The following is a 22,401-nucleotide window of genomic DNA, read 5'->3' on the forward strand; positions in this document are numbered from 1 at the left end:
GTGGTTAGCTGGCAGAAGGGAATGCGCCCGCTACGGGCGCATGATTTTCTTCAGGTTCTCTTTGTTCTCGCCCTCTTTCTGGCGATCGATCCACTGATTCAGCCGTGATTTCGCCTCACTCTGCAGCCGGTTACGCAGAACGTCATCCACCGGCAGAGAGTATTGCAGGCTGTCCCAGCTACCATACATGCGCAGCGGAACCGGCTGACTGGAGAGCGCCTTCACCAGCGCATCATCGCCACGCCAGCCGCTGATTTTCAGCCCCAGGGTCATATCCAGCTGTTGCTGCACCATGTCAACTTTGCCCGCACCCTGCAGGCCCAGATTCTGGCCGTTGCCATTGATATCGCTGAAGCTGAGTACGCCCTTATTCAGCGCCACCTGTGCGCTAATCGACTCAATCCCCTCATCCACCGCCTGATCGCTGCTGACCTTATCGCTGACCCGCGCCACGGCACGCTGCACCATCTGCTGCAGATTCAGCTGTGCCAGCTTCAGGTTGCTGGCGCTGATGGTCGCCCTGCCCTGCCAGCGACGTTTGGCTGCTTCGACCGTCAGCGTATCACCCGACAGGTCGCCATCCAGACTCAGGTTCCCCTGCACACTTTCCGGCAGTTCAAACGCTTTAAGCAGCGGCTGAATCGCAATTAAACGGAGTTGGGGTTTAAGGCTGACCCGCGTCTCTGGCTGACGGATATCGATACTGCCGGGAATGGAGAAGCTGCCATTGCCCAGCTTGCCGCTGAGCGTCTTCAGCGTCATCACTCCCTGCTGATTGCTGGCGTTCACCGAAAGACTGGTCAGAGAGAGTCCGCGCCATACCGCATTGTCAGCCTGTAACTTCAGCGCCAGATCCAGATCATTCAGCGGAGAGTCGGCGTTGCTGCGTTCCCGCGGCGCAGCAATCACCGGCGAACGGGCCACGGTGGCGTGCTGCACGCCAGGTACGTCAGAGACGGACGCACTGGTGAGTAAATTATCGACGTTAAGGTTGCTGGCTTTCAGATCCAGCGCCAGCTGCTGCGGTGGCGCAATATGGCCACTGCCCTGCCCGGTCAGGGTGCTGTCATTGGCGGTGAGCTGCAGATTACTGAAGGAGAGCTGCTGGCGGTCACCATCCCACTCGCCCTGCAGGCTCAGCGAGCCTTTGATCCCCTGTGCCGGAATGTCGGCGCCGGACAACGTGTAATCAAGCTGCTGCAACTGGCCGCTGAGGCGATGGGGATATTGCGCGGCATCCAGCTGGCCTTTGAGATTCAGTGTGGCGTTGCGCTGGTTGCGCATCAGCGTGGTGCTCAGCGACAGCGTCGCCAGCTTGTTCGCGTCCTGTTCCATATTAATGTTGAGGTCGCGGAAATTATACTCGTCGCCGCCTGGCTGCTGCCAGATCAACAGACTGTCTGCTACCCGCAGTTTAGCGATATCGAATGACCAGCCGCTGGAAGGCGAAGCCGGCTCCGCATCACGCGGACCCTGGGGCGCATTTCTGGCACGCTGCGCGCGGCTATCTGGCGTCACCCGCACTATCGCATTTTTCAGCATCACCTGGCTGACGCTGAGCTGATGGGATAACAGTGGCCAGAGATCAACATCCAGCCGCATGTTTTCCGCCGAGACCATCGGCTGGCTGGCGCCCGGCGCGGTAAGACTCATCCGGCCGGCCAGAATGCTGAGCTGAGGCCAGACGTGCCAGCGCAGATCGCTGCTGACCTCAAGGCGATAACCACTGCGTTGTTCGACCTGCTGCACCATATAGGCACGAAAGTCGTTGGGATTGACCAGCAGCACCAGCGCGCTCATTCCCGTTACGACCACCACTAACAGGATGGCCAGCGTGGTTATCACTCTTTTCATTACATCCTCAGATCAGTCTTTGTCGATACGGCTGGCATCAGCGCCCTGCTGACCGCGATATTTCGCATCTTCACGCCGGTTGTAGGGACGCGCAGCCGGGCCTGAAAGCGGTTCAAAACTCAGCGCGCCGATCAACATGCCGGGACGCAGAGCCAGCGGCAGTTTACCTGAATTGTAGAACTCCAGCACGATACGGCCCTGCCAGCCAGGATCGATGCGGTGAGCCGTAACGTGTACCATCAACCCAAGTCGCGCCAGCGATGAACGGCCATCCAGCCAGCCGACCAGATCGTCAGGCAGCGTCACGGACTCCAGCGTCACCGCCAGCGCCAGCTCTCCCGGATGGAGGAAAAAGGCTTCGCCATCAGGCAATACGATCTCATCGCTCATGACCCGATCCAGTGCCGCGCTCACTTCCTGTTTCGGGCCGCTCAGATCGATAAAGGCCGCGGTATGACCGCTGAAGGTGCGGAATTGATTACCCAGACGCACATCGACGGTGGCTCCGTTAATGCGCTCGACCGGCGGGCGTGGCTCAATGGCCAGTTTGCCATTGTCCAGCCAGGCTTCAATATCGCGATCGCATAATCTCATTGCGGTAACTCCATGGCATAAGTGTAGCAAACCGGCATGCTTGCCTGCCGCCGGTCTGCACCACGTCCGGACGGACGTGTGTTATTCAAAAAACTGGTTGATTTTCGCCTTGAGGATATCGATGGCGATACGGTTTTTTCCGCCGCGCGGCACAATGATATCGGCGTACTGTTTTGATGGCTCGATAAACTGCAGGAACATCGGACGCACGGTCTTCTGATACTGACTCATTACCGAATCCATTGAGCGGCCACGCTCATTGACGTCACGTTTCATACGACGCATCAGACAGATGTCGAGCGGCGTGTCCACGAAGATAGAGAAGTTGAGTTCCTGGCGCAGACGGGCATCGGTTAACAGCAGAATGCCTTCAAGGATGATGACCTTTTTTGCGCTCAGATGATGCGTTTGCTGGGTGCGGGTGTGCTCAACGTAGCTGTAGACCGGCAGCTCAATATCCTGACCAGCTTTAACCGCCTGCAGATGCTGCAACAGCAAATCATGATCCATCGCGCTCGGATGGTCATAATTGGTTTTAACCCTCTCTTCCATGGTGAGGTGACTTTGATCTTTGTAATAAGCATCTTCCGGGATGACCCCGATGTGCTCGCCACCTACCTGATCACGGATTTCACGATAGAGCGTGCTGGCAATTAAACTTTTACCGGATGCGGAAGCGCCGGCAATGCCTACAATCACGCACTGATGAGACTTGTCAGTCATACTTTTTTAAGACCTGATAACTGGAGCCTGCCACTGGTCACACATTACGCGGGCAGCGGACGGGCCGAAATGGAGAGGGTGTGTTCGCGCTAAGTATAGGGATTTCGGCCTTTTGATGCCAGAGAAATGGCGTCGGCGACTTTTCAGACTTTCTCCTTTGGACGCCACTCATTTCACCGATAAACTAGCGGCACACCATACTATAAAAAAAATGGCCTGCGCGGCGCGCTGTTCAGACAACGCGTGTCGCTAACGTGACGACCGAAGATGCATCAGGAGTGGTATGCACTGGAAGACTTTGACCTATTTTGGCGACAGCATGCTGTTGATTCCAACAGCCGTGATTATTGCGCTGATTTTGCCGTGGAAGAGTGATAATCGTCATACGGTCTTTTACTGGATTGTGGCATTTGGCCTGGCTGGCCTGACCGTCAGCATCTCTAAAATTCTGTTTCTGGGGTTTGGCATCGGCAGCGCCCGCTTTAATTTTACCGGTTTCAGCGGCCACAGCGCCATGTCCGCCACGCTGTGGCCGGTCATGCTATGGCTGATTTCCGGGCGCTGGTCCGCGATGTGGCGCATTGCGGCGATTGGGGTTGGTTATCTGATTCCCCTGATGGTCGGTTTCTCCCGCCTGGTCATTCACGCACACTCAAAAAGTGAGGTGGTCACCGGGCTGCTGCTGGGCTTCACGCTGAGCACGGCGTTTCTGATCTCCCAGCGTCGCACCTCGCTCAAAGGCTTCAGCTGGCCGCAGGTCGGTGCTGCGCTGTTAGTGCCGTTTGTATTGATGAGTCACGGTCGTGTTGCCACCACGCAGCAGTTCCTGGAGCGTTTCGCCGCCAGCCTTGCGGGCATGGAGAAACCCTATACCCGCGCCGATCTTTTCCGCCAGTAATCAACGTGCTGGCAATCAATCTTACCGTGCCCGTCAATTCGCCGAATAACGGGCAATATTGATTTCACCCCTTTTTTCTTTGCCGGATGTGCTAGCATGCAGTGAGAGAATGACTGGTGCCTGATTCGCCATTGTGGAGCGTTGCACCCTGCCGGAAGTCCGCATGACGATAGAGATCCTGTCCCCGCAAAATAGCACGCCAAACCGCTGGCTCTCGGCGCTGCTCCTTGGCTGCGTGGTGTTTGTCCTGACACTCTTCTGTCTGGAACTGATCGTCGTCAGCGGCAAAATCTCCCCGCTCTGGTTTCCGACTACGTTAATGACCGTCGTGGTTTTCCGCTGCCCGTCACGCCAGCTCCCGCTGCTGCTGACAGCCTGCGTGCTTGGCACCGCCGGGGCTAATGCCATCATCATCGGGCCTGCCCTCTCGAACATTAAATTCGCCCTTCTCAATCTTATCCAGGCCGGTGTGGGTGGCATGCTGCTACGCGCCCTGCTGGATCGGCGCGCGCCGCTGGATTCACTGCATGACTGGGCACGGATGGTACTGTCGGTGGGCATCGTGACGCCGGTGCTCGGCGGCCTGCTGGCACTCTGGACGCTACAGGTCAGCGGCCACGCCTCGTTTCCCTTCTTTTATACCTGGGTGATCTCCGAAATCATCGGCATGCTGGTGTTAGGCCCGATGCTGTTACTTCTGCCGTGGCCGCTGCGTCGCACGGGGTTCAGCAATCTGCGCCTGGCCGAAGCTCTGCTGACGCTTCTTCTCACCCTCGGGGCCAGTTATCTGGCGCTGCGCTTTTTGCCGTGGCCCTTTACCTTTATCGTGGTGATCCTCTTCTGGTGCGCGGTCCGCCTGCCCAAGCTGCAGGCGTTCGTGCTGTTCTTCCTGAACGCCAGTTTTATCTCGATACTGCTCGCCTTTGATCTGGTCAGCGTGGTGAACAACAACAGCGCGCTGGGCCCGGTCTCCAGCTGGCTGCCGTTCCTGCTGGTGCTAATCCCCAGTCACATTATGTCGCTGGTGATGGATGCGTTCCGGCGCGAAAAGCTCCATATCACTGACAGTGAAACCCGCTTCCGTCACGCCATGGAGTATTCCGCCATCGGGATGGCGCTGGTGGCGCCCCACGGCAGCTGGTTGCAGGTCAACCGCTCGCTGTGCCAGATCCTGGGCTACCCGGCTGAGGAGCTGAAGCGGCTGACTTTTCAGCAGATCACCCATCCCGACGATCTCAGCCTCGATTTGCAACATGCGAACCGACTGCTGGCGGGTGAGATTGATACCTACACCTTTGAGAAGCGCTATTTCCGCAAAGATGGCGAGATTGTCTGGGCGCGGCTGACGGTATCGCTGGTGCGCGATGGTAACCAGGAACCGCTCTACTTTATTGCGCAGATTATCGATATCTCTGAGCTGAAGCAGAGCGAGCAGGTGAATCGCAGGCTGATGGAGCGTATTACGCTGGCCAACGAAGCGGGTGGCATTGGCGTATGGGAGTGGAACCTGCTGACCGGCGAGATGTTATGGGACAAGCGCATGTACGCGCTGTTTGGTCTTGCCCCGCATGAGTCACCCAGCTACGACCTCTGGATCCATCTGCTGCATCCCGCCGATCGCGAGTATGCCGCACTGACGGTGCAACAGGCGATTGAGCTTCGCAGCGCGTTTCACATGGAGTACCGCGTGGTCGATGACCAGGGACATCGCTGGGTGCGCACTCAGGCCAACCGGCTGCTGAGTAAAGAAGGCCGCATTGAGCGCATGCTGGGCATCTGTCAGGACATCACGCCGCTACGCAATCTTAATGAGGCGCTGTTTCAGGAGAAAGAGCGCATGGCGATCACCCTGGATTCGATCGGCGAAGCGGTCATCAGCACCGATAAAGAGATGCGCGTTGCCTTTATGAACCCGGTGGCGGAGAAAATGAGTGGCTGGTCGCAGGAGCAGGCCGCCGGTCAGCCGCTGAGTGAGCTGCTGCATATCACGCAGGGACGTAACGGCCCTGAGGTAGAGAGTTTGCTGTTATGCCAGCTGCCGCCGGAAAAAGTCACCCCCGGTCTCGCTGAAGATCTGGTGCTGCATACCCCGGACGGCGGCCATATCGATATTCACTACAGCATCACGCCGCTGCGTTCGGAAGCGGGTCTGGAACAGGGGGCGGTGATGGTCATTCAGGATGTGAGTGAGTCACGCAAACTGATGAAGCGCCTGAGCTACAGCGCGCTGCATGACACCCTGACCCGTCTGCCTAACCGCGCCAGCTTCGAACTTCAGCTTAAGCGTCTGCTGTTTGATGCCGCTGAACATCAGCATCAGCACGTGCTGGTGTTTATCGACCTTGATAAGTTTAAAGCGGTCAATGACAGCGCCGGGCATGCTGCAGGCGATGCGTTACTGCGCGAACTCTCCGATCTGATGCAGCACCCTCTGCGCAGCAGCGATTTCCTTGCGCGACTGGGCGGTGATGAGTTTGCACTACTGATGCCCGATTGCGATATCGGACAGGCACATGATGTGGTGCAGCGCATTGTCGCCGCGGTAAATGATTACCGGTTCCAGTGGCTGGGACGCCTTTATCAGGTCGGTGCCAGCGCGGGCGTGACGCAGATTTCAGCAGAAAACTGTCAGAGCAGCGACGTGCTTTCGCAGGCGGACATCGCCTGTTACAACGCCAAACGCAGCGGGCGCGGACGGCTGGTGGTCTACGAACAGCATCGCTTACCGCTGTCGGGCAACCATCAGGGCATGGATGCGGCGATGATTGATGCGCTGCAGATCGAACTGCCCGCCTGGGCCGTTGCGCCGCCAAAAACGCCGCAGGCCGCCTTTATCTGGCTGCTTGAGGTGCAGCTGTTAACCGCTGACGGGTTGCTGCTGGATGAGACACTGTTACGCAATAACCTGCCTGATGAAACGCTGCGTCGCCGGCTGGATAACAATATTCTTGAGGCTTTTTTCCGCCACGACGTGCAGCGGCTCAATAACAAAGGCATTCCGGTGATTCTGCCGCTTAATGCCCAGGTACTGAGTGATGCCGCCTTTGTGCAGCAACTCTGTCAGCGCTTTGTCGCCGCCGGACTCTCCAGCAGCGGCTGTGGTTTTGCTTTCCCTGCCGCCAGCGTGCTGAGCCAGGGCGATCAGCTCTATGCCGCGCTGCTGCAACTACGGCAGTGCGGCTGCCGCATCGTATTGCAGCATTTTGGCCGTAATCTGGATGCTTTCAATCTGCTGAGTGACGAGGTGGTCGATTATCTGGTGCTGGCACCTGAACTGGTTGCCAACGTTCACAATAATCTGATGGATGAGATGCTGCTGACCATCATTCAGGGCCAGGCCACACAGCGCAATATCTCGGTGCTGGCCGGTCCGGTTTCGGTACCGGCCCTGCTCAGCACCCTGGCTAACCTTGATGTTAATGGCGTCTGGGGCAGTGCCGTGGCGGAGCGCCAGCCGTTGCGTTCACTGGCTGAAGATCACATCTTCGCTATTCGTTAATTCCGGCGCTGCCCGCTTGCCACCCTGCTGAAGCTGCGCTAAAGTCGCCCCCTTTTTTCCGGCATGGGGGCGAAAATGTTCATAGGATTCGATTACGGCACGGCTAACTGCTCTATTGCAGTCAGCGAAAATGGCACGCCACGTCTGTTAACGCTGGAAAATGATCAGCGCCTGCTGCCGTCGATGATCTGTGCGCCGACCCGCGAGTCGATCAGCGAATGGCTCTATCGTCATCATCAGGTCGCGACACCTGACAGCGAAACCACGGCGCTGCTGCAGCGCGCGCTGCGATATAACCGCGAAGAAGATATCGACGTCCAGCCCAATAGCGTGCAGTTTGGCCTCACCGCGCTGCAGCACTATATGGTCGATCCCGAAGATGTCTGGTTCGTTAAATCCCCCAAATCGTTCCTCGGTGCTACTGGCCTGAAGCCACAGCAGATTGCCCTGTTTGAAGATCTGGTCTGCGCCATGATGCTGCACATCCGCAAGCAGGGTGAAAGCCAGCTTGATCAGGCTATCGATCAGGCGGTAATCGGCCGACCGGTCAACTTCCAGGGTTTAGGCAGTGAAGAGTCTAACCAGCAGGCTGAAGGTATTCTGCTGCGCGCCGCTCACCGCGCCGGTTTCCGCGACGTAGAGTTTCAGTTCGAACCGGTGGCGGCCGGACTCGATTTCGAAGCCACGCTGCAGCAGGAGACGCGGGTACTGGTGGTGGATATTGGCGGTGGTACTACCGACTGCTCAATGTTGCTGATGGGGCCGAAGTGGCGTGATAAAGCTGACCGCCGTGAAAGCCTGCTGGGCCACAGCGGTTGCCGTGTCGGCGGTAACGACCTGGACATCATGCTGACGTTTAAGACCCTGATGCCGCTACTCGGTCTGGGCGGTAACACCCAGAAAGGCACCGCCCTGCCTGCGCTGCCGTGGTGGAATGCGATCGCCATCAATGATGTGCCGGCACAAAGTGACTTTTACAGTCCCGCCTGCGGAAAGTGGCTGCGGGATTTAGTGCGTGATGCGGAACAGGGTGACGTAGTGGCTCGCCTGCTGAAAGTGTGGCAGCAGAAGCTCAGTTATCGCCTGGTACGCGCAGCGGAAGAGAGCAAGATTGCGCTGTCAGCCAGCCCGGCGCATACCGCTTCCCTGGACTTTATTGCCGCCGCATTAGAGACAGAGATTGGCGTGGATCAGCTGCAGGACGCCATCAGTCAGCCGCTGGAGAAAATTCTGGAACAGGTGCAGCTGGCATTAGCCACCAGCCAGATTAAGCCTGATGTGATTTACCTGACCGGCGGCAGTGCGCGTTCGCCGTTGCTGCGCGCGGCGTTGCAGCAGACGCTGCCGGATACACCGATTGCGGGTGGCGATGATTTCGCCTCCGTCACCGCAGGGCTGGCCCGCTGGGCGGAAGTGATGTTCCGCTAGGCTTGCACTGCAATAACAAAGACGGCACCTGAGGGTGTAATGCCAGTCAGTTAAGCGACAGGTGATAACGCAGTCTGGTGCCGGGCCCCGGCCTGCTCTGAAGCTTGAGTGCATGTTGTCAGAAAGGGCACGAGAGTGGAGGCCTGAGCGCCTCTGCTGCTGAAAGGGCTATCCGCAGCGCTGAGGCGTGACGCCGGGCCAGAAGTCCACGCCGGGAAGCGTGGACAGTTCGGGGCCGGCCAGAGAGGGCCGATCCCCGAACGGTTCGTCGGCACGACGTCAAAGCCGAAGGTACCGCGTGAGCGGCGCGAGGACGGCCCGGCAGCAGCAGAGGTGCTCAGGCCCGTACTGCGGCTCGCTCGCCCGGAAAATCAGAAGGCAATATTGGCGCTGATACCGCCGATAAACGCATCTTTCACTTCACTGACTGCGCCAGGGGCAACCACATACTGCAGGTTAGGACGCAGTGACATCCAGTTAGTTACTTTAGCGTTGTAGTAAACCTCATAGTTGTACTCTGAACCTTCCTGAATCGGCAGATAGGTCGGGCTGTCAAAGCGGCTCTCACCATTAGCCTGATTCTGCTGACGCAGTGAGCGGGTATAGTCGCTGTTCACATGAACACGTGATGCGCCCACGCCGATCTCATCCTGAGGACGAGCATCAAACGGTCCTGTCCAGGTAAACGCAATAGACTGATAGTTGTCGGTCTTTGAGGTCTTGTGATCGTTCATCACCGCCTGCACCCGCACGCCCAGACCGCGATTCACATCGCCATCCTGCGCGGTCAGCTGTTGCTGTAACAGCAGATAGCCGCCATAGGAATGGGCCTGATCCTGATAGCCGCCGTTGCGCCAGCTGCCATAAACATCGCCATCCACCGACGAATAGTAATAGCCGATGCGGTAGTTACCCGGTAATTTCTCCGGCCCGAAGGTTGGCTTCCAGCCCAGTTCGACCGGCACCAGATTCCCTTCTGAATTGCTGGTATCCAGGCGGAAACCATCACCGCGATCGTAGTTAGCGCGGTTCTGATTATAGAAACCGACCTGGAAGAAAACGTCCGGCGTGATATTGAATTTCACCCGGCCGCCCCACTGCGACACAGGCCAGTTAAACCAGCGATCGCCGCGCCAGTTACCCGCCTGCCCGCTGCCCAGCGCCAGGTTCTGGAACAGATTGCCATCGAAGTTATCGAAGTCTTCCCCTACCGTCACCCGCCCGGCTTTCACATCGACCACATCGTTAAACAATCCTTTGCGTAACCAGAACTGGGTCAGACGCCAGGTCTGGCCGCGACCGTAAACCTCCTGCACCGAGGAGAGCATACCAGTGCGTTGATCCGCGACCTGTTCAGAAAGATTCTGTCCGTTACGACTGGTCACGGTCATCTGGAACTCGGCATCCTGCCAGTCCAGCAACTTCTGCAGATCGAAATTGGTGCCAAACGACCACTGATCGCTGTAGCGCATGGTGGTGTTGGTATCTGCCCCGCCGCCTAAATTCGCGGCACTTTCCATGGTGTAGTTAACGTCAAACTTAATGCCGTCGTCCTGCAGGTGCGTTCGGTACCCGCCCCAGTCACCAAACATCCATTCGGAATCCGGGCTCAGGGCGTCTGCGGCCAATGCCTGCGCGGAAAACATGGCCAGGATCAGGGTGCCGGTTGCCACACGGCGCAGCGGGAAACGCTGCTCTGCTTTTCTGTTTTTCATCTTGCTTATTCTTATGTAAGTTACGGAAAATGACGCGCAGAGGATAGTGCTGGATAACCTCTGTTTTTTGTAAATACGTGCGCATAATTACCCGTAACATCCGTTTATTAACGCATTTGTGATCGGGATCGCTGATTGGTTACTCTCTGGGCGGGGTGCGTCTTTTTTGACAGGTGCAGCGTAAAAAGGGGCGCTATCGCCCCTTGTGTTTACTGGCTTGCCTGATTGAGTTGTTCTATCTGCGCCGGGGTCAGCGTCAGCTGCATCGCGCCAGTCAGATCGTCGAGCTGTTTCAGCGAGGTGGCACTGACAATCGGTGCGGTGATACCGGGACGGGCGATCAGCCAGGCCAGCGCTATCTGCGTCGGCGTCACCTGATGCGCTTCGCTGATAGCATCCAGTGCGTCGAGGATCCGCAAACCGCGCGGGTTAAGGTATTTATCTACGACACCCTGACCGCGCGCGCTTTTACCCGCATCCGCCGCCTCGCGGTATTTGCCACTGAGAAAGCCGCTGGCGAGTGAATAGTAGTTGATCACGCCCAGCCCCTGCGCCATCACCACCGGCTCCAGCTCCGATTCATAGGGCTGGCGGTCATAAAGGTTGTATTCAGGTTGCAGGGTTTCATAGCGCGCCAGCCCCTGCGTTTCACTGACCTGCAACGCCTCCTGCAGCCGTGCCGCGCTGTAATTGGAGGCACCAATCGCCCGCACTTTGCCCTCTCTGATCAGGCTGTCAAAGGCGCTCAGGGTTTCCGCCAGCGGCGTATCCTGATCGTCGCGGTGCGCCTGGTAGAGATCGATATAGTCGGTCTGCAACCGGCGCAGTGAATCTTCGACTGCCTGACGAATATATTGCGGTTTCAGCCCGGTTTTCTCCGGCGACAATTCCATGCCAACCTTGGTTGCCAGCACGATCTGGTCGCGTTTGCCGCTTTTTTTCAGCCATTCACCCATAATGGTTTCCGATTCACCGCCTTTATTGCCCGGTGCCCAGCGGGAATAGACGTCGGCGGTATCGATAAACCACAGGCCTCGATCCACCAGCGCATCCAGCAACGAAAAGGAGGTGGTTTGATCCACTGTCCAGCCAAACACGTTGCCGCCAAACGTCAGCAACGGCACCGCGATACCACTGTCACCCAACTGCCGGGTTTGATTCTGACTCATTTCCTGCTCCTTATTTGCCTGAAAAAACCGTCTGTCTTTCAGCATAGCAAAGTGATTTCACGGCTTTATGACGATTGTGATGCGATTAATGAAAGAACAGGCATAATTACCCCGCCCTGACAGATATCCTTATTTCCTTCAACTTCTGCCCGTCAGAGGCGGCTACACTCTGTCGTTTGCAGGCTACCCATTTGATGCCTGCGCCTGGGACTACGTCACTGCTGGAGAGCACCAACAATCATGAGCACCCGACATCCTGTTATGAAGAAAACCCTTATCGTGCTGGCCCTGATCGCCGTGGCCGCTGGCGGCTATTATGCCTGGCAGCGCCATGCCCAGCCGCAGAGCAGTAGTCAGAGTGACGCACCTGCGCCACGTGGCGGCAAAGGCGGTGGTGACGGCGCCCGTCGTCCCCTCGCGCCGGTTCAGGCCGCTACGGCCACCAGCCAGAGCGTGCCGCACTATCTGAGCGGACTGGGTACGGTGACCGCGGCTAACACGGCCACGGTGCGCAGCCGGGTCAATGGCGATCTGCTGGCAATCCATTTCACCGAAGGGCAGCAGGTGAAGGCGGGCGAGCTACTGGCTGAAGTCGACCCGCGGCCTTATCAGGTGGCGTTAACGCAGGCGCAGGGCCAATTGGCGAAAGATCAGGCGACGCTGGCCAACGCCCGTCGTGACCTGGCGCGCTTCGAGAAGCTGGCAAAAACCTCGCTGGTGTCGCAACAGGAGCTGGATACGCAGCGCTCACTGGTCAGTGAAACGCTCGGCACGCTGAAAGCGGATGAGGGAAGCGTCGCCAGTGCGCAACTCAATCTTACCTACAGCCGGATCACCGCGCCGATTGCAGGCCGGGTCGGGCTGAAACAGGTGGACGTCGGCAACTACGTCACCAGCGGCGACACCACCGGTATCGTGGTGATCACCCAGACGCACCCGATTGATGTGGTTTTTACCCTGGCTGAGAACAGCATCAGTTCCATTCTCAAGGCGCAGAAAAACGGTGAATCGCTGCTGGTGGAGGCCTGGGATCGCAGTAATCAGAATCTGATCGCCAGCGGCAAACTGCTAAGCCTCGATAACCAGATTGATGTCACCACCGGCACCATCAAAATTAAAGCGCGTTTTGATAATCAGGACGACACGCTGTTCCCCAATCAGTTCGTGAATGTGCGGCTGAAGGTCAACACCCTGCAGGATGCGATTGTTATCCCACCTGCCGCGCTGCAGATGGGCAACGAAGGCAACTTTGTCTGGGTGGTTAACAGCGACAACAAGGTCAGCAAGAAAAGCGTGATTGCCGGCTTGCAGGATAGCGAGAAAGTGGTGGTCAGCGCCGGTCTGGAGGCGGGTGAACGCGTCGTGACCGATGGTCTGGATCGCCTGACGGAAGGCGCAAAAGTCGAGGTGGTCGCGCCGCAGAGCAACGCACCGCGCGCTACCCGCGCCACCCTGCCGTCAAAAGGAGAGCGTGAGTAATGCAGGTCATGCCTCCCGATCACAGTGGCGGACCGTCACGCCAGTTTATCCTGCGGCCGGTCGCCACCACGCTGTTGATGATTGCGATCCTGCTGGCCGGGGTGCTGGGCTACCGCTTCCTGCCGGTCTCGGCGCTGCCGGAAGTCGACTATCCGACGATCCAGGTCGTCACGCTCTATCCGGGTGCCAGCCCGGATGTGGTCACCTCCTCCATCACCGCGCCCCTTGAGCGCCAGTTTGGTCAGATGTCTGGCCTGAAACAGATGGCGTCGCAAAGCTCCGGCGGTGCCTCGGTGGTGACGCTGCAGTTCCAGCTGACGCTGCCGCTGGATGTGGCAGAGCAGGAGGTGCAGGCTGCCATTAACTCCGCCACTAACCTGCTGCCCAACGACCTGCCTAATCCGCCGGTCTACAGCAAAGTGAATCCTGCCGATCCACCGATCATGACGCTTGCCGTCACCACGCGCAGCATGCCGCTGACGCAGGTGCAGGACATGGTGGAAACGCGGGTGGCGCAGAAAATCTCTCAGGTCAGCGGCGTCGGACTGGTCACGCTATCGGGCGGTCAGCGTCCTGCGGTGCGGGTGAAAATGAATGCGCAGGCGCTGGCTGCGCTGGGTCTGACCAGCGAAACAGTGCGGACCGCCATCAGCAATGCCAACGTTAACTCCGCCAAAGGCAGCCTGGATGGTCCGACCCGCTCAGTTACCCTGTCAGCCAATGATCAGATGAAATCAGCGGAGGATTATCGCCAGCTGATTATCAGCTACAAAAACGGCGCACCGGTGCGCCTTGGCGACGTGGCGACCATAGAACAGGGAGCAGAAAACAGCTGGCTTGGCGCCTGGGCCAACCGCGATGCGGCGATTGTGCTCAACGTTCAGCGTCAGCCTGGTGCCAATATCATCGCCACAGCAGATAATATCCGTGCCATGTTGCCTGCCCTGACCGCAGCCCTGCCGAAGTCGGTGGAGGTTAAACTGCTCACCGACCGCACCACCAATATTCGTGCTTCGGTCAACGACACGCAGTATGAGCTGATGCTGGCGATGGCGCTGGTGGTCATGATTATCTATCTGTTTCTGCGCAACGTGCCCGCCACGCTGATCCCGGCGGTTGCGGTGCCTCTGTCACTGATCGGCACCTTCGCGGCGATGTACTTCCTCGGCTTTTCAATTAACAACCTGACGCTGATGGCGCTGACCATCGCCACCGGCTTTGTGGTCGATGATGCCATCGTGGTGATTGAGAACATCTCACGCTATATCGAGAAAGGGGAAAAGCCGCTCACCGCCGCGCTGAAAGGTGCCGGCGAGATCGGCTTTACCATCATCTCCCTCACCTTCTCGCTGATTGCGGTCCTGATCCCGCTGCTGTTTATGGGCGACGTGATCGGCCGTCTGTTCCGCGAATTTGCCGTGACGCTGGCGGTGGCGATCCTGATTTCAGCGGTGGTCTCACTGACCCTGACGCCGATGATGTGTGCCAGGATGCTGAGCGCGGAGTCGCTGCGCAAACAGAACCGCTTTTCGCGGGCCAGCGAAGCGATGTTTGATCGTATCGTGGCCGCCTATGGCCGCGGCCTGAAACGGGTACTCAATCATCCCTGGCTCACGCTGTCGGTGGCGCTTGGCACCCTGGTGCTGACGCTGTTGCTATGGATGATCATCCCGAAAGGCTTTTTCCCGCAGCAGGACAACAGCATTATTCAGGGCACGCTGCAGGCACCGCAGTCGGTCTCCTATGCCAGCATGGCGCAGCGCACCCGCGACGTCGCCTCCATCATCATGAAAGATCCGGCGGTGGAGAGCATGACTTCGTTTGTCGGCGTGGATGGCACCAATGCCTCGCTGAACAGCGCGCGTCTGCAGATCAACCTCAAACCGCTGGATCAACGCGACGACCGCATTCCTGCCATTCAGCAGCGCCTGCAACAGCAGGTCAGTGAGGTACCGGGCGTGCAGCTGTGGCTGCAGGCGGTGCAGGATCTCACCATCGATACCCAGGCGAGCCGCACGCCCTATCAGTTCACGCTGCAATCGGGTTCACTGTCTTCACTCAGCACCTGGGTTCCGGCGCTGCTGACCCGGCTCAGCACCCTGCCACAGCTGCGCGATGTCAGCAGTGACTGGCAGGATCAGGGACTGGAAGCCTATGTCAAAGTGGACCGCGACAGCGCCAGCCGCCTCGGCATCAGCATGGCGGATGTCGATAACGCGCTGTACAACGCCTTCGGTCAGCGGCTCATCTCCACCATTTATACCCAGGCGAACCAGTATCGGGTGGTGCTGGAGCAGGACAATAGTGCCACTCCAGGCATGGAGAGCCTGAATGCGATTCGCCTTAACAGCAGCGACGGCGGCAGCGTACCGCTGAGCGCCATTGCCCGCATTGAACAGCGCAACACGCCGCTCAGCATTAACCATCTCGACCAGTTCCCGTCGGCGACCTTCTCCTTCAACGTGGCTGACGGCTATTCGCTGGAAGATGCGGTGAAAGCGGTGTCGCAGGCTGAAGCCGAGCTTGGCATGCCCGCAGAGCTGATGACGCAGTTCCAGGGCAGCACGCTGGCGTTTGAAGCGGCGCTGAGCAGCACCGTCTGGCTGATTGTGGCGGCTATTGTAGCGATGTACATTGTGCTGGGCGTGCTTTATGAGAGCTTTATTCACCCCATCACAATTCTCTCAACGCTGCCCACGGCGGGTGTCGGCGCGCTGCTGGCGCTGATGCTCAGCGGCAATGAGCTGGATATCGTGGCGATAATCGGCATCATCCTGCTGATCGGCATCGTGAAAAAGAACGCCATCATGATGATCGACTTTGCGCTGGCGGCCGAACGTGAACAGGGTATGAAGCCTGTTGATGCCATTTATCAGGCCTGCCTGCTGCGCTTCCGCCCGATTCTGATGACCACGCTGGCCGCCCTGCTCGGCGCGCTGCCGCTGATGCTCAGCACCGGCGTCGGTGCCGAACTGCGTCATCCGCTGGGGATTGCCATGGTCGGCGGGCTGATTCTGAGCCAGGTGCTGACCCTGTTTACCACCCCGGTGATCTACCTGCTGTTTGATCGACTGGCGCACGCTACCCGCCGCCGCTTTGCCCGCACGGAGGCCGCAGAGTGAAGTTCTTTGCCCTGTTCATCAACCGGCCCGTCGCCACCACGCTGCTGACGCTGGCCATCGCACTGGCGGGGATGCTGGGTTTCCGGCTGCTGCCGGTGGCGCCGCTGCCGCAGGTTGATTTTCCGGTGATCGTTATCTCGGCTTCGCTGCCGGGTGCCGCGCCGGAGATCATGGCGTCGTCGGTGGCCACGCCGCTGGAGCGCTCGCTGGGACGCATCGCGGGCGTCAGTGAAATGACCTCCACCAGTTCGCTGGGCAGCACCCGCATCATTCTGGTGTTTGATTTTGATCGCGACATCAACGGAGCCGCGCGCGATGTTCAGGCCGCGATTAACGCGGCGCAAAGCCTGCTGCCTACCGGGATGCCGTCGCGCCCGACCTATCGCAAAGTGAACCCTTCAGATGCGCCGATTATGATCATGACGCTGACCTCGGATACCTATAATCCGGGTCAGCTCTACGATTACGCCTCGACCCAGCTGGCGCAGAAACTGTCACAGATTGAGGGCGTGGGCGACGTCACCGTGGGTGGCAGCTCGCTGCCTGCGGTCCGCGTGGCCCTGAATCCACAGGCGCTGTTTAATCAGGGCGTCTCGCTGGATGCGGTGCGCACCGCCATTTCCAACGCCAATCAGCGACGGCCGCAGGGCGCACTGGATGATTCGCAGCAGCGCTGGCAGTTGCGTACCAATGACGCGCTGCAGACCGCCAGTGAGTATCAGCCGCTGATAGTGCATTACAACAACGGCGCGGCGGTCAGGCTGTCGGATGTGGCGACAGTCGAAGATTCAGTGCAGGACGTACGCAACGCAGGGATGTCGCGCGGTAAACCGGCGGTGCTGCTGCTGATCCGCAAAACGCCTGAAGCCAACGTCATCGATACGGTGGACCGCATCCGCGCCGAAATGCCGCTGCTGCATGAGGTGATCCCGGCCGCCATCAATCTGCAGATCGCTCAGGATCGCTCACCCACCATTCGCGCCTCGCTGCATGAGGTGGAGCAGTCGCTGGTGATCGCCGTGGCGCTGGTGATTCTGGTGGTGTTTGTTTTCCTGCGCTCGGGCCGCGCCACGCTGATCCCGGCCGTTGCGGTGCCGGTTTCGCTGATCGGCACCTTTGCCGCGATGTACCTGTGTGGCTTCAGCCTCAACAATCTGTCGCTGATGGCGCTGACCATCGCCACCGGCTTTGTGGTGGATGATGCGATTGTGGTGCTGGAGAACATTGCCCGACACGTGGAAGCGGGCATGAAGCCGCTGGCCGCCGCGCTGAAAGGGGTACGGGAAGTCGGCTTTACCGTGTTGTCGATGAGCCTGTCACTGATTGCCGTGTTCCTGCCGCTGCTGATGATCGGCGGACTGATTGGCCGCTTCTTCTCAGAATTTGCCATTACGCTGTCGGTGGCTATCGTCATCTCGCTGTTTATCTCGGTCACCCTGACGCCGATGATGTGTGCCTATCTGCTGAAGCCGCACGCGCCGCGCAGCCAGCCGCGTCAGCGCGGCGCGGGCCGGTTGCTGATGGCGATCCAGCAGGGCTATGGCCGCTCGCTTAGCGTGGTACTGAACCATGCGCGCTGGGTGATGGTGCTGTTTTTCGCCACCATCGTCCTGACCGGCTGGCTGTTTGTTCATATTCCGAAAACCTTTATGCCGGAGCAGGATACCGGACGACTTTCCGGTTTCATCTCTGCCGACCAGAGCATTTCGTTTCAGGCGATGCGCAGTAAGCTGCAGGATTTTATGGAGATTGTCGGGGCCGATCCGGCGGTAGAGAGCGTGGTGGGCTTCACCGGCGGGATGCGTACCAACAGCGGCTCCATGTTTATCTCGCTGAAGCCACTGTCAGAGAGGAAAGAGAGCGCAGTGGAGATTATCGCCCGCCTGCGCAATAAGCTGGCGAAAGAACCCGGGGCGAGTCTCTATCTGAATGCGGTGCAGGATCTGCGCGTCGGCGGTCGGGAATCGAATGCCGGTTATCAATATTCCCTGCTGTCGGACGACCTCAACGCCCTGCGTGAGTGGGAGCCAAAAATCCGTCAGGCGTTCTCCGCCCTGCCGCAGCTGGCGGATGTGAACTCCGATCAGCAGGATAAAGGCAGCGAGATGGCGCTGACCTATGACCGGGAAAGCATGGCGCGGCTTGGCATCGATGTCTCTCAGGCCAATGCCCTGCTGAATAACGCCTTTGGTCAGCGTCAGATCTCCACCATCTATCAGCCGCTTAACCAGTACAAAGTGGTGATGGAGGTCGATCCGCGCTACACCCAGGATATCAGCGCCCTGTCGCAGATGTTCGTGATAAACAGCGAAGGTAAAGCGATTCCGCTGTCGTGGTTCGCCCACTGGCAGCCCGCGAATGCGCCGCTCTCGGTCAATCATGAAGGGCTGTCTGCCGCCTCGACCATCTCATTTAACCTGCCGGAAGGGGTGTCGCTGTCGCAGGCGTCGGAGGCGATTGAACGCACCATGACCGCGATTGGCGTGCCCTCCAGCGTGCGCGGCAGCTTTGCCGGTACGGCGCAGGTGTTTCAGCAGTCACAAAGCAATCAGCTCTGGCTGATGCTGGCGGCGATTGCGGCAGTCTATATCGTGCTGGGGATCCTCTATGAGAGCTATGTCCATCCGCTGACGATCCTCTCTACCCTGCCCTCGGCGGGTGTCGGTGCGCTGCTGGCGCTGGAGCTGTTCGATACGCCCTTCAGCCTGATTGCGCTGATCGGTATTCTGCTGCTGATCGGTATCGTGAAAAAGAACGCCATCATGATGGTCGATTTTGCGCTGGAGGCAGAGCGCAACGGCCAGCTCAGCGCGCGCGAGGCGATTTTCCAGGCGTGCCTGTTGCGCTTCCGGCCGATTATGATGACGACGCTGGCGGCGCTGTTTGGCGCGCTGCCGCTGGTGCTGACCAGCGGCGACGGCGCAGAGCTGCGTCAGCCGCTGGGGATTACCATTGCCGGCGGGCTGGTGATGAGCCAGTTGCTGACGCTCTACACCACGCCGGTGGTCTATTTAATGATGGATAAATTGCGCCGTAAAAAACGCCCGCTGGCCGCCGCGCAGCAGCCGTAACAGGTATGGCGGCGGCAGGCATCAGACGTGACGCCTTTATCGGGGGGGATCGATGAGTACGCAAAGCACTAACGTCCGCTGGCAACTGTGGATTGTTGCCATCGGCTTCTTTATGCAGACGCTGGATACCACCATCGTGAATACCGCGATCCCATCGATGGCGCACGATCTGGGTGTCAGCCCGCTGCACATGCACTCGGTCATCGTCTATTACGTGCTGACGGTAGCGGTGATGCTGCCGGTCAGCGGCTGGCTGGCCGATCGCTTTGGCGTGCGCAACATTTTCTTCTGCGCGATTGTGCTGTTCAGCCTGGGATCACTGCTGTGCGCCCTCTCCGGCACCCTCGATCAGCTGGTGCTGTCGCGGGTGGTTCAGGGGATTGGTGGGGCCATGATGGTGCCGGTGGGTCGCCTGACGGTGATGAAAATCGTGCCGCGCGAGCAGTATATGTCCGCCATGACGTTTGTCACTCTGCCCGGCCAGATTGGCCCGCTGCTGGGTCCGGCGCTGGGCGGTGTGCTGGTGGAGTACGCCAGCTGGCACTGGATCTTTCTGATCAATATCCCGGTCGGCATTGCAGGCGCTATCGCCACCCTGATGCTGATGCCCAACTACAGCATGCAGACGCGGCGCTTTGATTTCGGCGGTTTTATCCTGCTGGCCGCCGGAATGGCAACCCTGACGCTGGCGCTGGATGGTCAGCGCAGCAGTGGCGGCTCTCCGCTGCTGCTGGGTGCCATGATCCTCATTGGTATGTTCTCTCTGCTGTTCTACCTGATGCATGCGCGCAGCAATGATAATGCGCTGTTCAGCCTGAAGCTGTTTGATAATCGCATCTACTCCATTGGCCTGCTCGGCAGTTTTACCGGCCGCATCGGCAGCGGCATGCTGCCCTTTATGACGCCTATCTTTCTGCAGCTCGGCATGGGTTACAGCCCGTTTCACGCCGGTCTGATGATGATTCCGATGGTGCTGGGGAATATGGGGATGAAACGCATTGTGGTGCGCATCGTCAATCTTTATGGCTACCGCAACGTGCTGGTGATGTCGACCGTGGCGCTGGCGCTGGTGGTCCTGCTGTTCCCGCTGGTGGCAATTCTGGGCTGGGTCTGGCTGCTGCCACTGGTGCTGTTTCTGCAGGGCATGGTCAACGCCATCCGCTTCTCTTCAATGAATACCCTGACGCTGAAGGAGCTGCCTGATGAGCTGGCGTCCAGCGGCAACAGCCTGCTGTCGATGATTATGCAGCTGTCGATGAGTATTGGCGTTACCGTGGCCGGGCTGCTGCTGGGGGCATTTGCTCAGGAAAGCGCAGCGAACAGCACGGCGGAACATCAGATGTTTATTTATACCTACCTTTGCATGTCGCTGATTATCATCCTGCCCGCGCTGGTGTTCTGGCGCGTGCCGCCACAGGTGAGTACCAACGTTGATTTGCGACGCCGGAGAAAAAAATGAGAGATAACCTGCGCCTGGGCATCGGGGCCAAACTGTTTATGGCGATTTTCGCCACCTGCATGCTGGTGCTGATTACCATGCACTGGGGGGTTCGCCTCAGTTTCGAGCATGGCTTTGTCGACTACATTAAGCGCGGCAACGAGCAGCGGTTAAATCTGCTCAGTGATGCCCTGGCCGATCAGTATGAGCAGCACGGCAACTGGGATTTTTTGCGCCACAACGACCGGCTGGTGTTCACCATGCTGCGTTCGCTGGAGCAGAATCCCGACAGCAACAGTCAGCTGCCGCCGCACGGCTGGCGCACCCAGTTCTGGATCCTCGATCAGCAATATAAAGTGCTGGCCGGGCCAAAATCGCCGGTGCCACCCGAGGGCACGCGACGCAATATCACCACCAGCAATAATAAAGTGGTCGGCTGGGTCATCGGCTCGCCGCCGGAGCGGCTGACGCGCAGCACCGACATTAACTTTGATCAGCAGCAGCGGCGCACCAGCTGGATTATCGTCGGGCTGTCCACGCTGCTGGCGGCGCTGGCAACCTGGCTGATGGCGCGCGGTCTGCTGGCTCCGGTCAAACGACTGGTTGACGGCACCCATCATCTGGCGGCCGGTAATTTTGCCACCCGCGTTGAGGTCAGCAGCCGGGATGAGCTGGGCCAGCTGGCCAGGGACTTTAACCTCCTTGCCAGCTCGCTGGAGAAAAATGAGAGCATGCGCCGCGCCTTTATGGCCGATATCTCCCATGAGTTACGCACTCCACTGGCGATCCTGCGCGGTGAACTGGAAGCGATGCAGGATGGCGTGCGCAAACTGACGCCGGAAGCGATCGCCTCGCTACAGAGCGAAGTGGTGGTGCTGACCAAGCTGGTCGACGATCTGCATCAGCTGTCGCTGTCCGATGAGGGCGCCCTTGCCTACCGCAAACAGGCAACCGATCTGGTGCAGCTGCTGGAAGTGACGGCAGGCAGCTTTGCCGAACGCTATCGTGCACACGGGCTGACGCTGAAACTCAATCTGCCCGATAACGCCCCCTTCTTTGGCGATCCCGACCGCCTGATGCAGTTGTTCACTAATCTGCTGGAGAACAGCCTGCGCTACACCGACAGCGGGGGCCGGGTTGAAGTGACGCTGAACTATGAGGCACCCAACTGGCGCATCGAGTTTGATGACAGCGCACCGGGCGTGGATGGGGAACATCAGGCCCAGATTTTTGAGCGCTTCTTCCGCACCGAAGGCTCGCGCAATCGCGCCAGCGGTGGCTCGGGCCTGGGCCTGGCCATCTGTAAAAATATCGCTGACGCGCATGGCGGCGATATTCATGCGGCGCACTCTGATTTAGGTGGACTGAAAATCGCGCTACACTTGCGCTATGTTCCCCTTGTGTAGACGCT

General features: G+C 58.8%; 13 protein-coding genes. 8 read left to right on the top strand and 5 right to left on the bottom strand.

All coding sequences use genetic code 11. The annotated features are described in order from the left end of the window. Positions 1-30 precede the first annotated feature (30 nt). The 3 genes from asmA to udk form a co-directional block, all read right to left on the bottom strand. Positions 31-1,854 carry an outer membrane assembly protein AsmA gene (gene asmA, locus NR195_RS07620; protein WP_187510646.1) on the bottom strand — a complete coding sequence of 608 codons (1,824 nt, stop codon included), beginning with the start codon at positions 1,852-1,854 and terminating at the stop codon, positions 31-33. Positions 1,855-1,866: 12 nt separating this feature from the next. After that, positions 1,867-2,448 (bottom strand): dCTP deaminase, encoded by a 582-nt coding sequence (gene dcd / locus NR195_RS07625; protein WP_004571280.1) that lies wholly within the window; start codon positions 2,446-2,448, stop codon positions 1,867-1,869. 81 nt (positions 2,449-2,529) lie between these two features. Next, positions 2,530-3,171, bottom strand: coding sequence for a uridine kinase (gene udk / locus NR195_RS07630; protein ID WP_010670982.1), 642 nt, complete (start codon positions 3,169-3,171; stop codon positions 2,530-2,532). A gap of 283 nt (positions 3,172-3,454) precedes the next feature. Between udk and NR195_RS07635 the strand changes: the two genes are divergently transcribed. The 3 genes from NR195_RS07635 to yegD all read left to right on the top strand — a co-directional run bounded on the left by NR195_RS07635 (position 3,455) and on the right by yegD (position 8,996). Continuing rightward, positions 3,455-4,069: a phosphatase PAP2 family protein gene (locus NR195_RS07635; protein ID WP_010248160.1), complete on the top strand. Its 615-nt coding sequence runs from the start codon at positions 3,455-3,457 to the stop codon at positions 4,067-4,069. 163 nt (positions 4,070-4,232) lie between these two features. Further along, positions 4,233-7,568 carry a diguanylate cyclase gene (locus NR195_RS07640; RefSeq protein WP_050442386.1) on the top strand — a complete coding sequence of 1,112 codons (3,336 nt, stop codon included), beginning with the start codon at positions 4,233-4,235 and terminating at the stop codon, positions 7,566-7,568. Between the two features lie 75 nt (positions 7,569-7,643). Further along, positions 7,644-8,996 carry a molecular chaperone gene (gene yegD, locus NR195_RS07645; protein WP_010248167.1) on the top strand — a complete coding sequence of 451 codons (1,353 nt, stop codon included), beginning with the start codon at positions 7,644-7,646 and terminating at the stop codon, positions 8,994-8,996. Between the two features lie 371 nt (positions 8,997-9,367). Here the strand turns inward: yegD and NR195_RS07650 are convergent, their stop codons facing one another. Then, complete coding sequence (locus NR195_RS07650) at positions 9,368-10,711, bottom strand: carbohydrate porin (protein ID WP_256844373.1); 1,344 nt, start codon at positions 10,709-10,711, stop codon at positions 9,368-9,370. Between the two features lie 209 nt (positions 10,712-10,920). Next, entirely contained in the window at positions 10,921-11,880 is a 960-nt protein-coding gene (locus NR195_RS07655; protein ID WP_022625025.1) for an aldo/keto reductase, read from the bottom strand. Between the two features lie 240 nt (positions 11,881-12,120). On the opposite strand from NR195_RS07655, the gene NR195_RS07660 reads away from it, so the two are divergent. Genes NR195_RS07660 through baeS form a run of 5 tightly spaced genes read left to right on the top strand, consistent with a single transcriptional unit; the run spans position 12,121 to position 22,396 of the window. Continuing rightward, on the top strand, positions 12,121-13,359 hold the full coding sequence (locus NR195_RS07660) for an MdtA/MuxA family multidrug efflux RND transporter periplasmic adaptor subunit (protein WP_256844374.1): 1,239 nt from the start codon (positions 12,121-12,123) through the stop codon (positions 13,357-13,359). Next, the gene (locus NR195_RS07665) at positions 13,359-16,481 is read left to right on the top strand and encodes an MdtB/MuxB family multidrug efflux RND transporter permease subunit (RefSeq protein WP_033772219.1); all 3,123 of its coding nucleotides are present in this window, start codon (positions 13,359-13,361) and stop codon (positions 16,479-16,481) included. The genes NR195_RS07660 and NR195_RS07665 overlap by 1 nt, the downstream gene beginning before the upstream one ends. Next, positions 16,478-19,552 carry a multidrug efflux RND transporter permease subunit MdtC gene (gene mdtC, locus NR195_RS07670; protein ID WP_256844375.1) on the top strand — a complete coding sequence of 1,025 codons (3,075 nt, stop codon included), beginning with the start codon at positions 16,478-16,480 and terminating at the stop codon, positions 19,550-19,552. The genes NR195_RS07665 and mdtC overlap by 4 nt, the downstream gene beginning before the upstream one ends. A gap of 52 nt (positions 19,553-19,604) precedes the next feature. Further along, positions 19,605-21,011 (top strand): MFS transporter, encoded by a 1,407-nt coding sequence (locus NR195_RS07675; RefSeq protein WP_010248184.1) that lies wholly within the window; start codon positions 19,605-19,607, stop codon positions 21,009-21,011. Beyond that, a complete protein-coding gene (gene baeS, locus NR195_RS07680) occupies positions 21,008-22,396 on the top strand; it encodes a two-component system sensor histidine kinase BaeS (RefSeq protein ID WP_010670989.1) in 1,389 nt (462 codons plus the stop codon). The genes NR195_RS07675 and baeS overlap by 4 nt, the downstream gene beginning before the upstream one ends. Positions 22,397-22,401: the final 5 nt, after the last annotated feature.

It is taken from the genome of Pantoea sp. Ft-CA_14, assembly GCF_024520875.1.
GTDB lineage: Bacteria > Pseudomonadota > Gammaproteobacteria > Enterobacterales > Enterobacteriaceae > Pantoea > Pantoea agglomerans.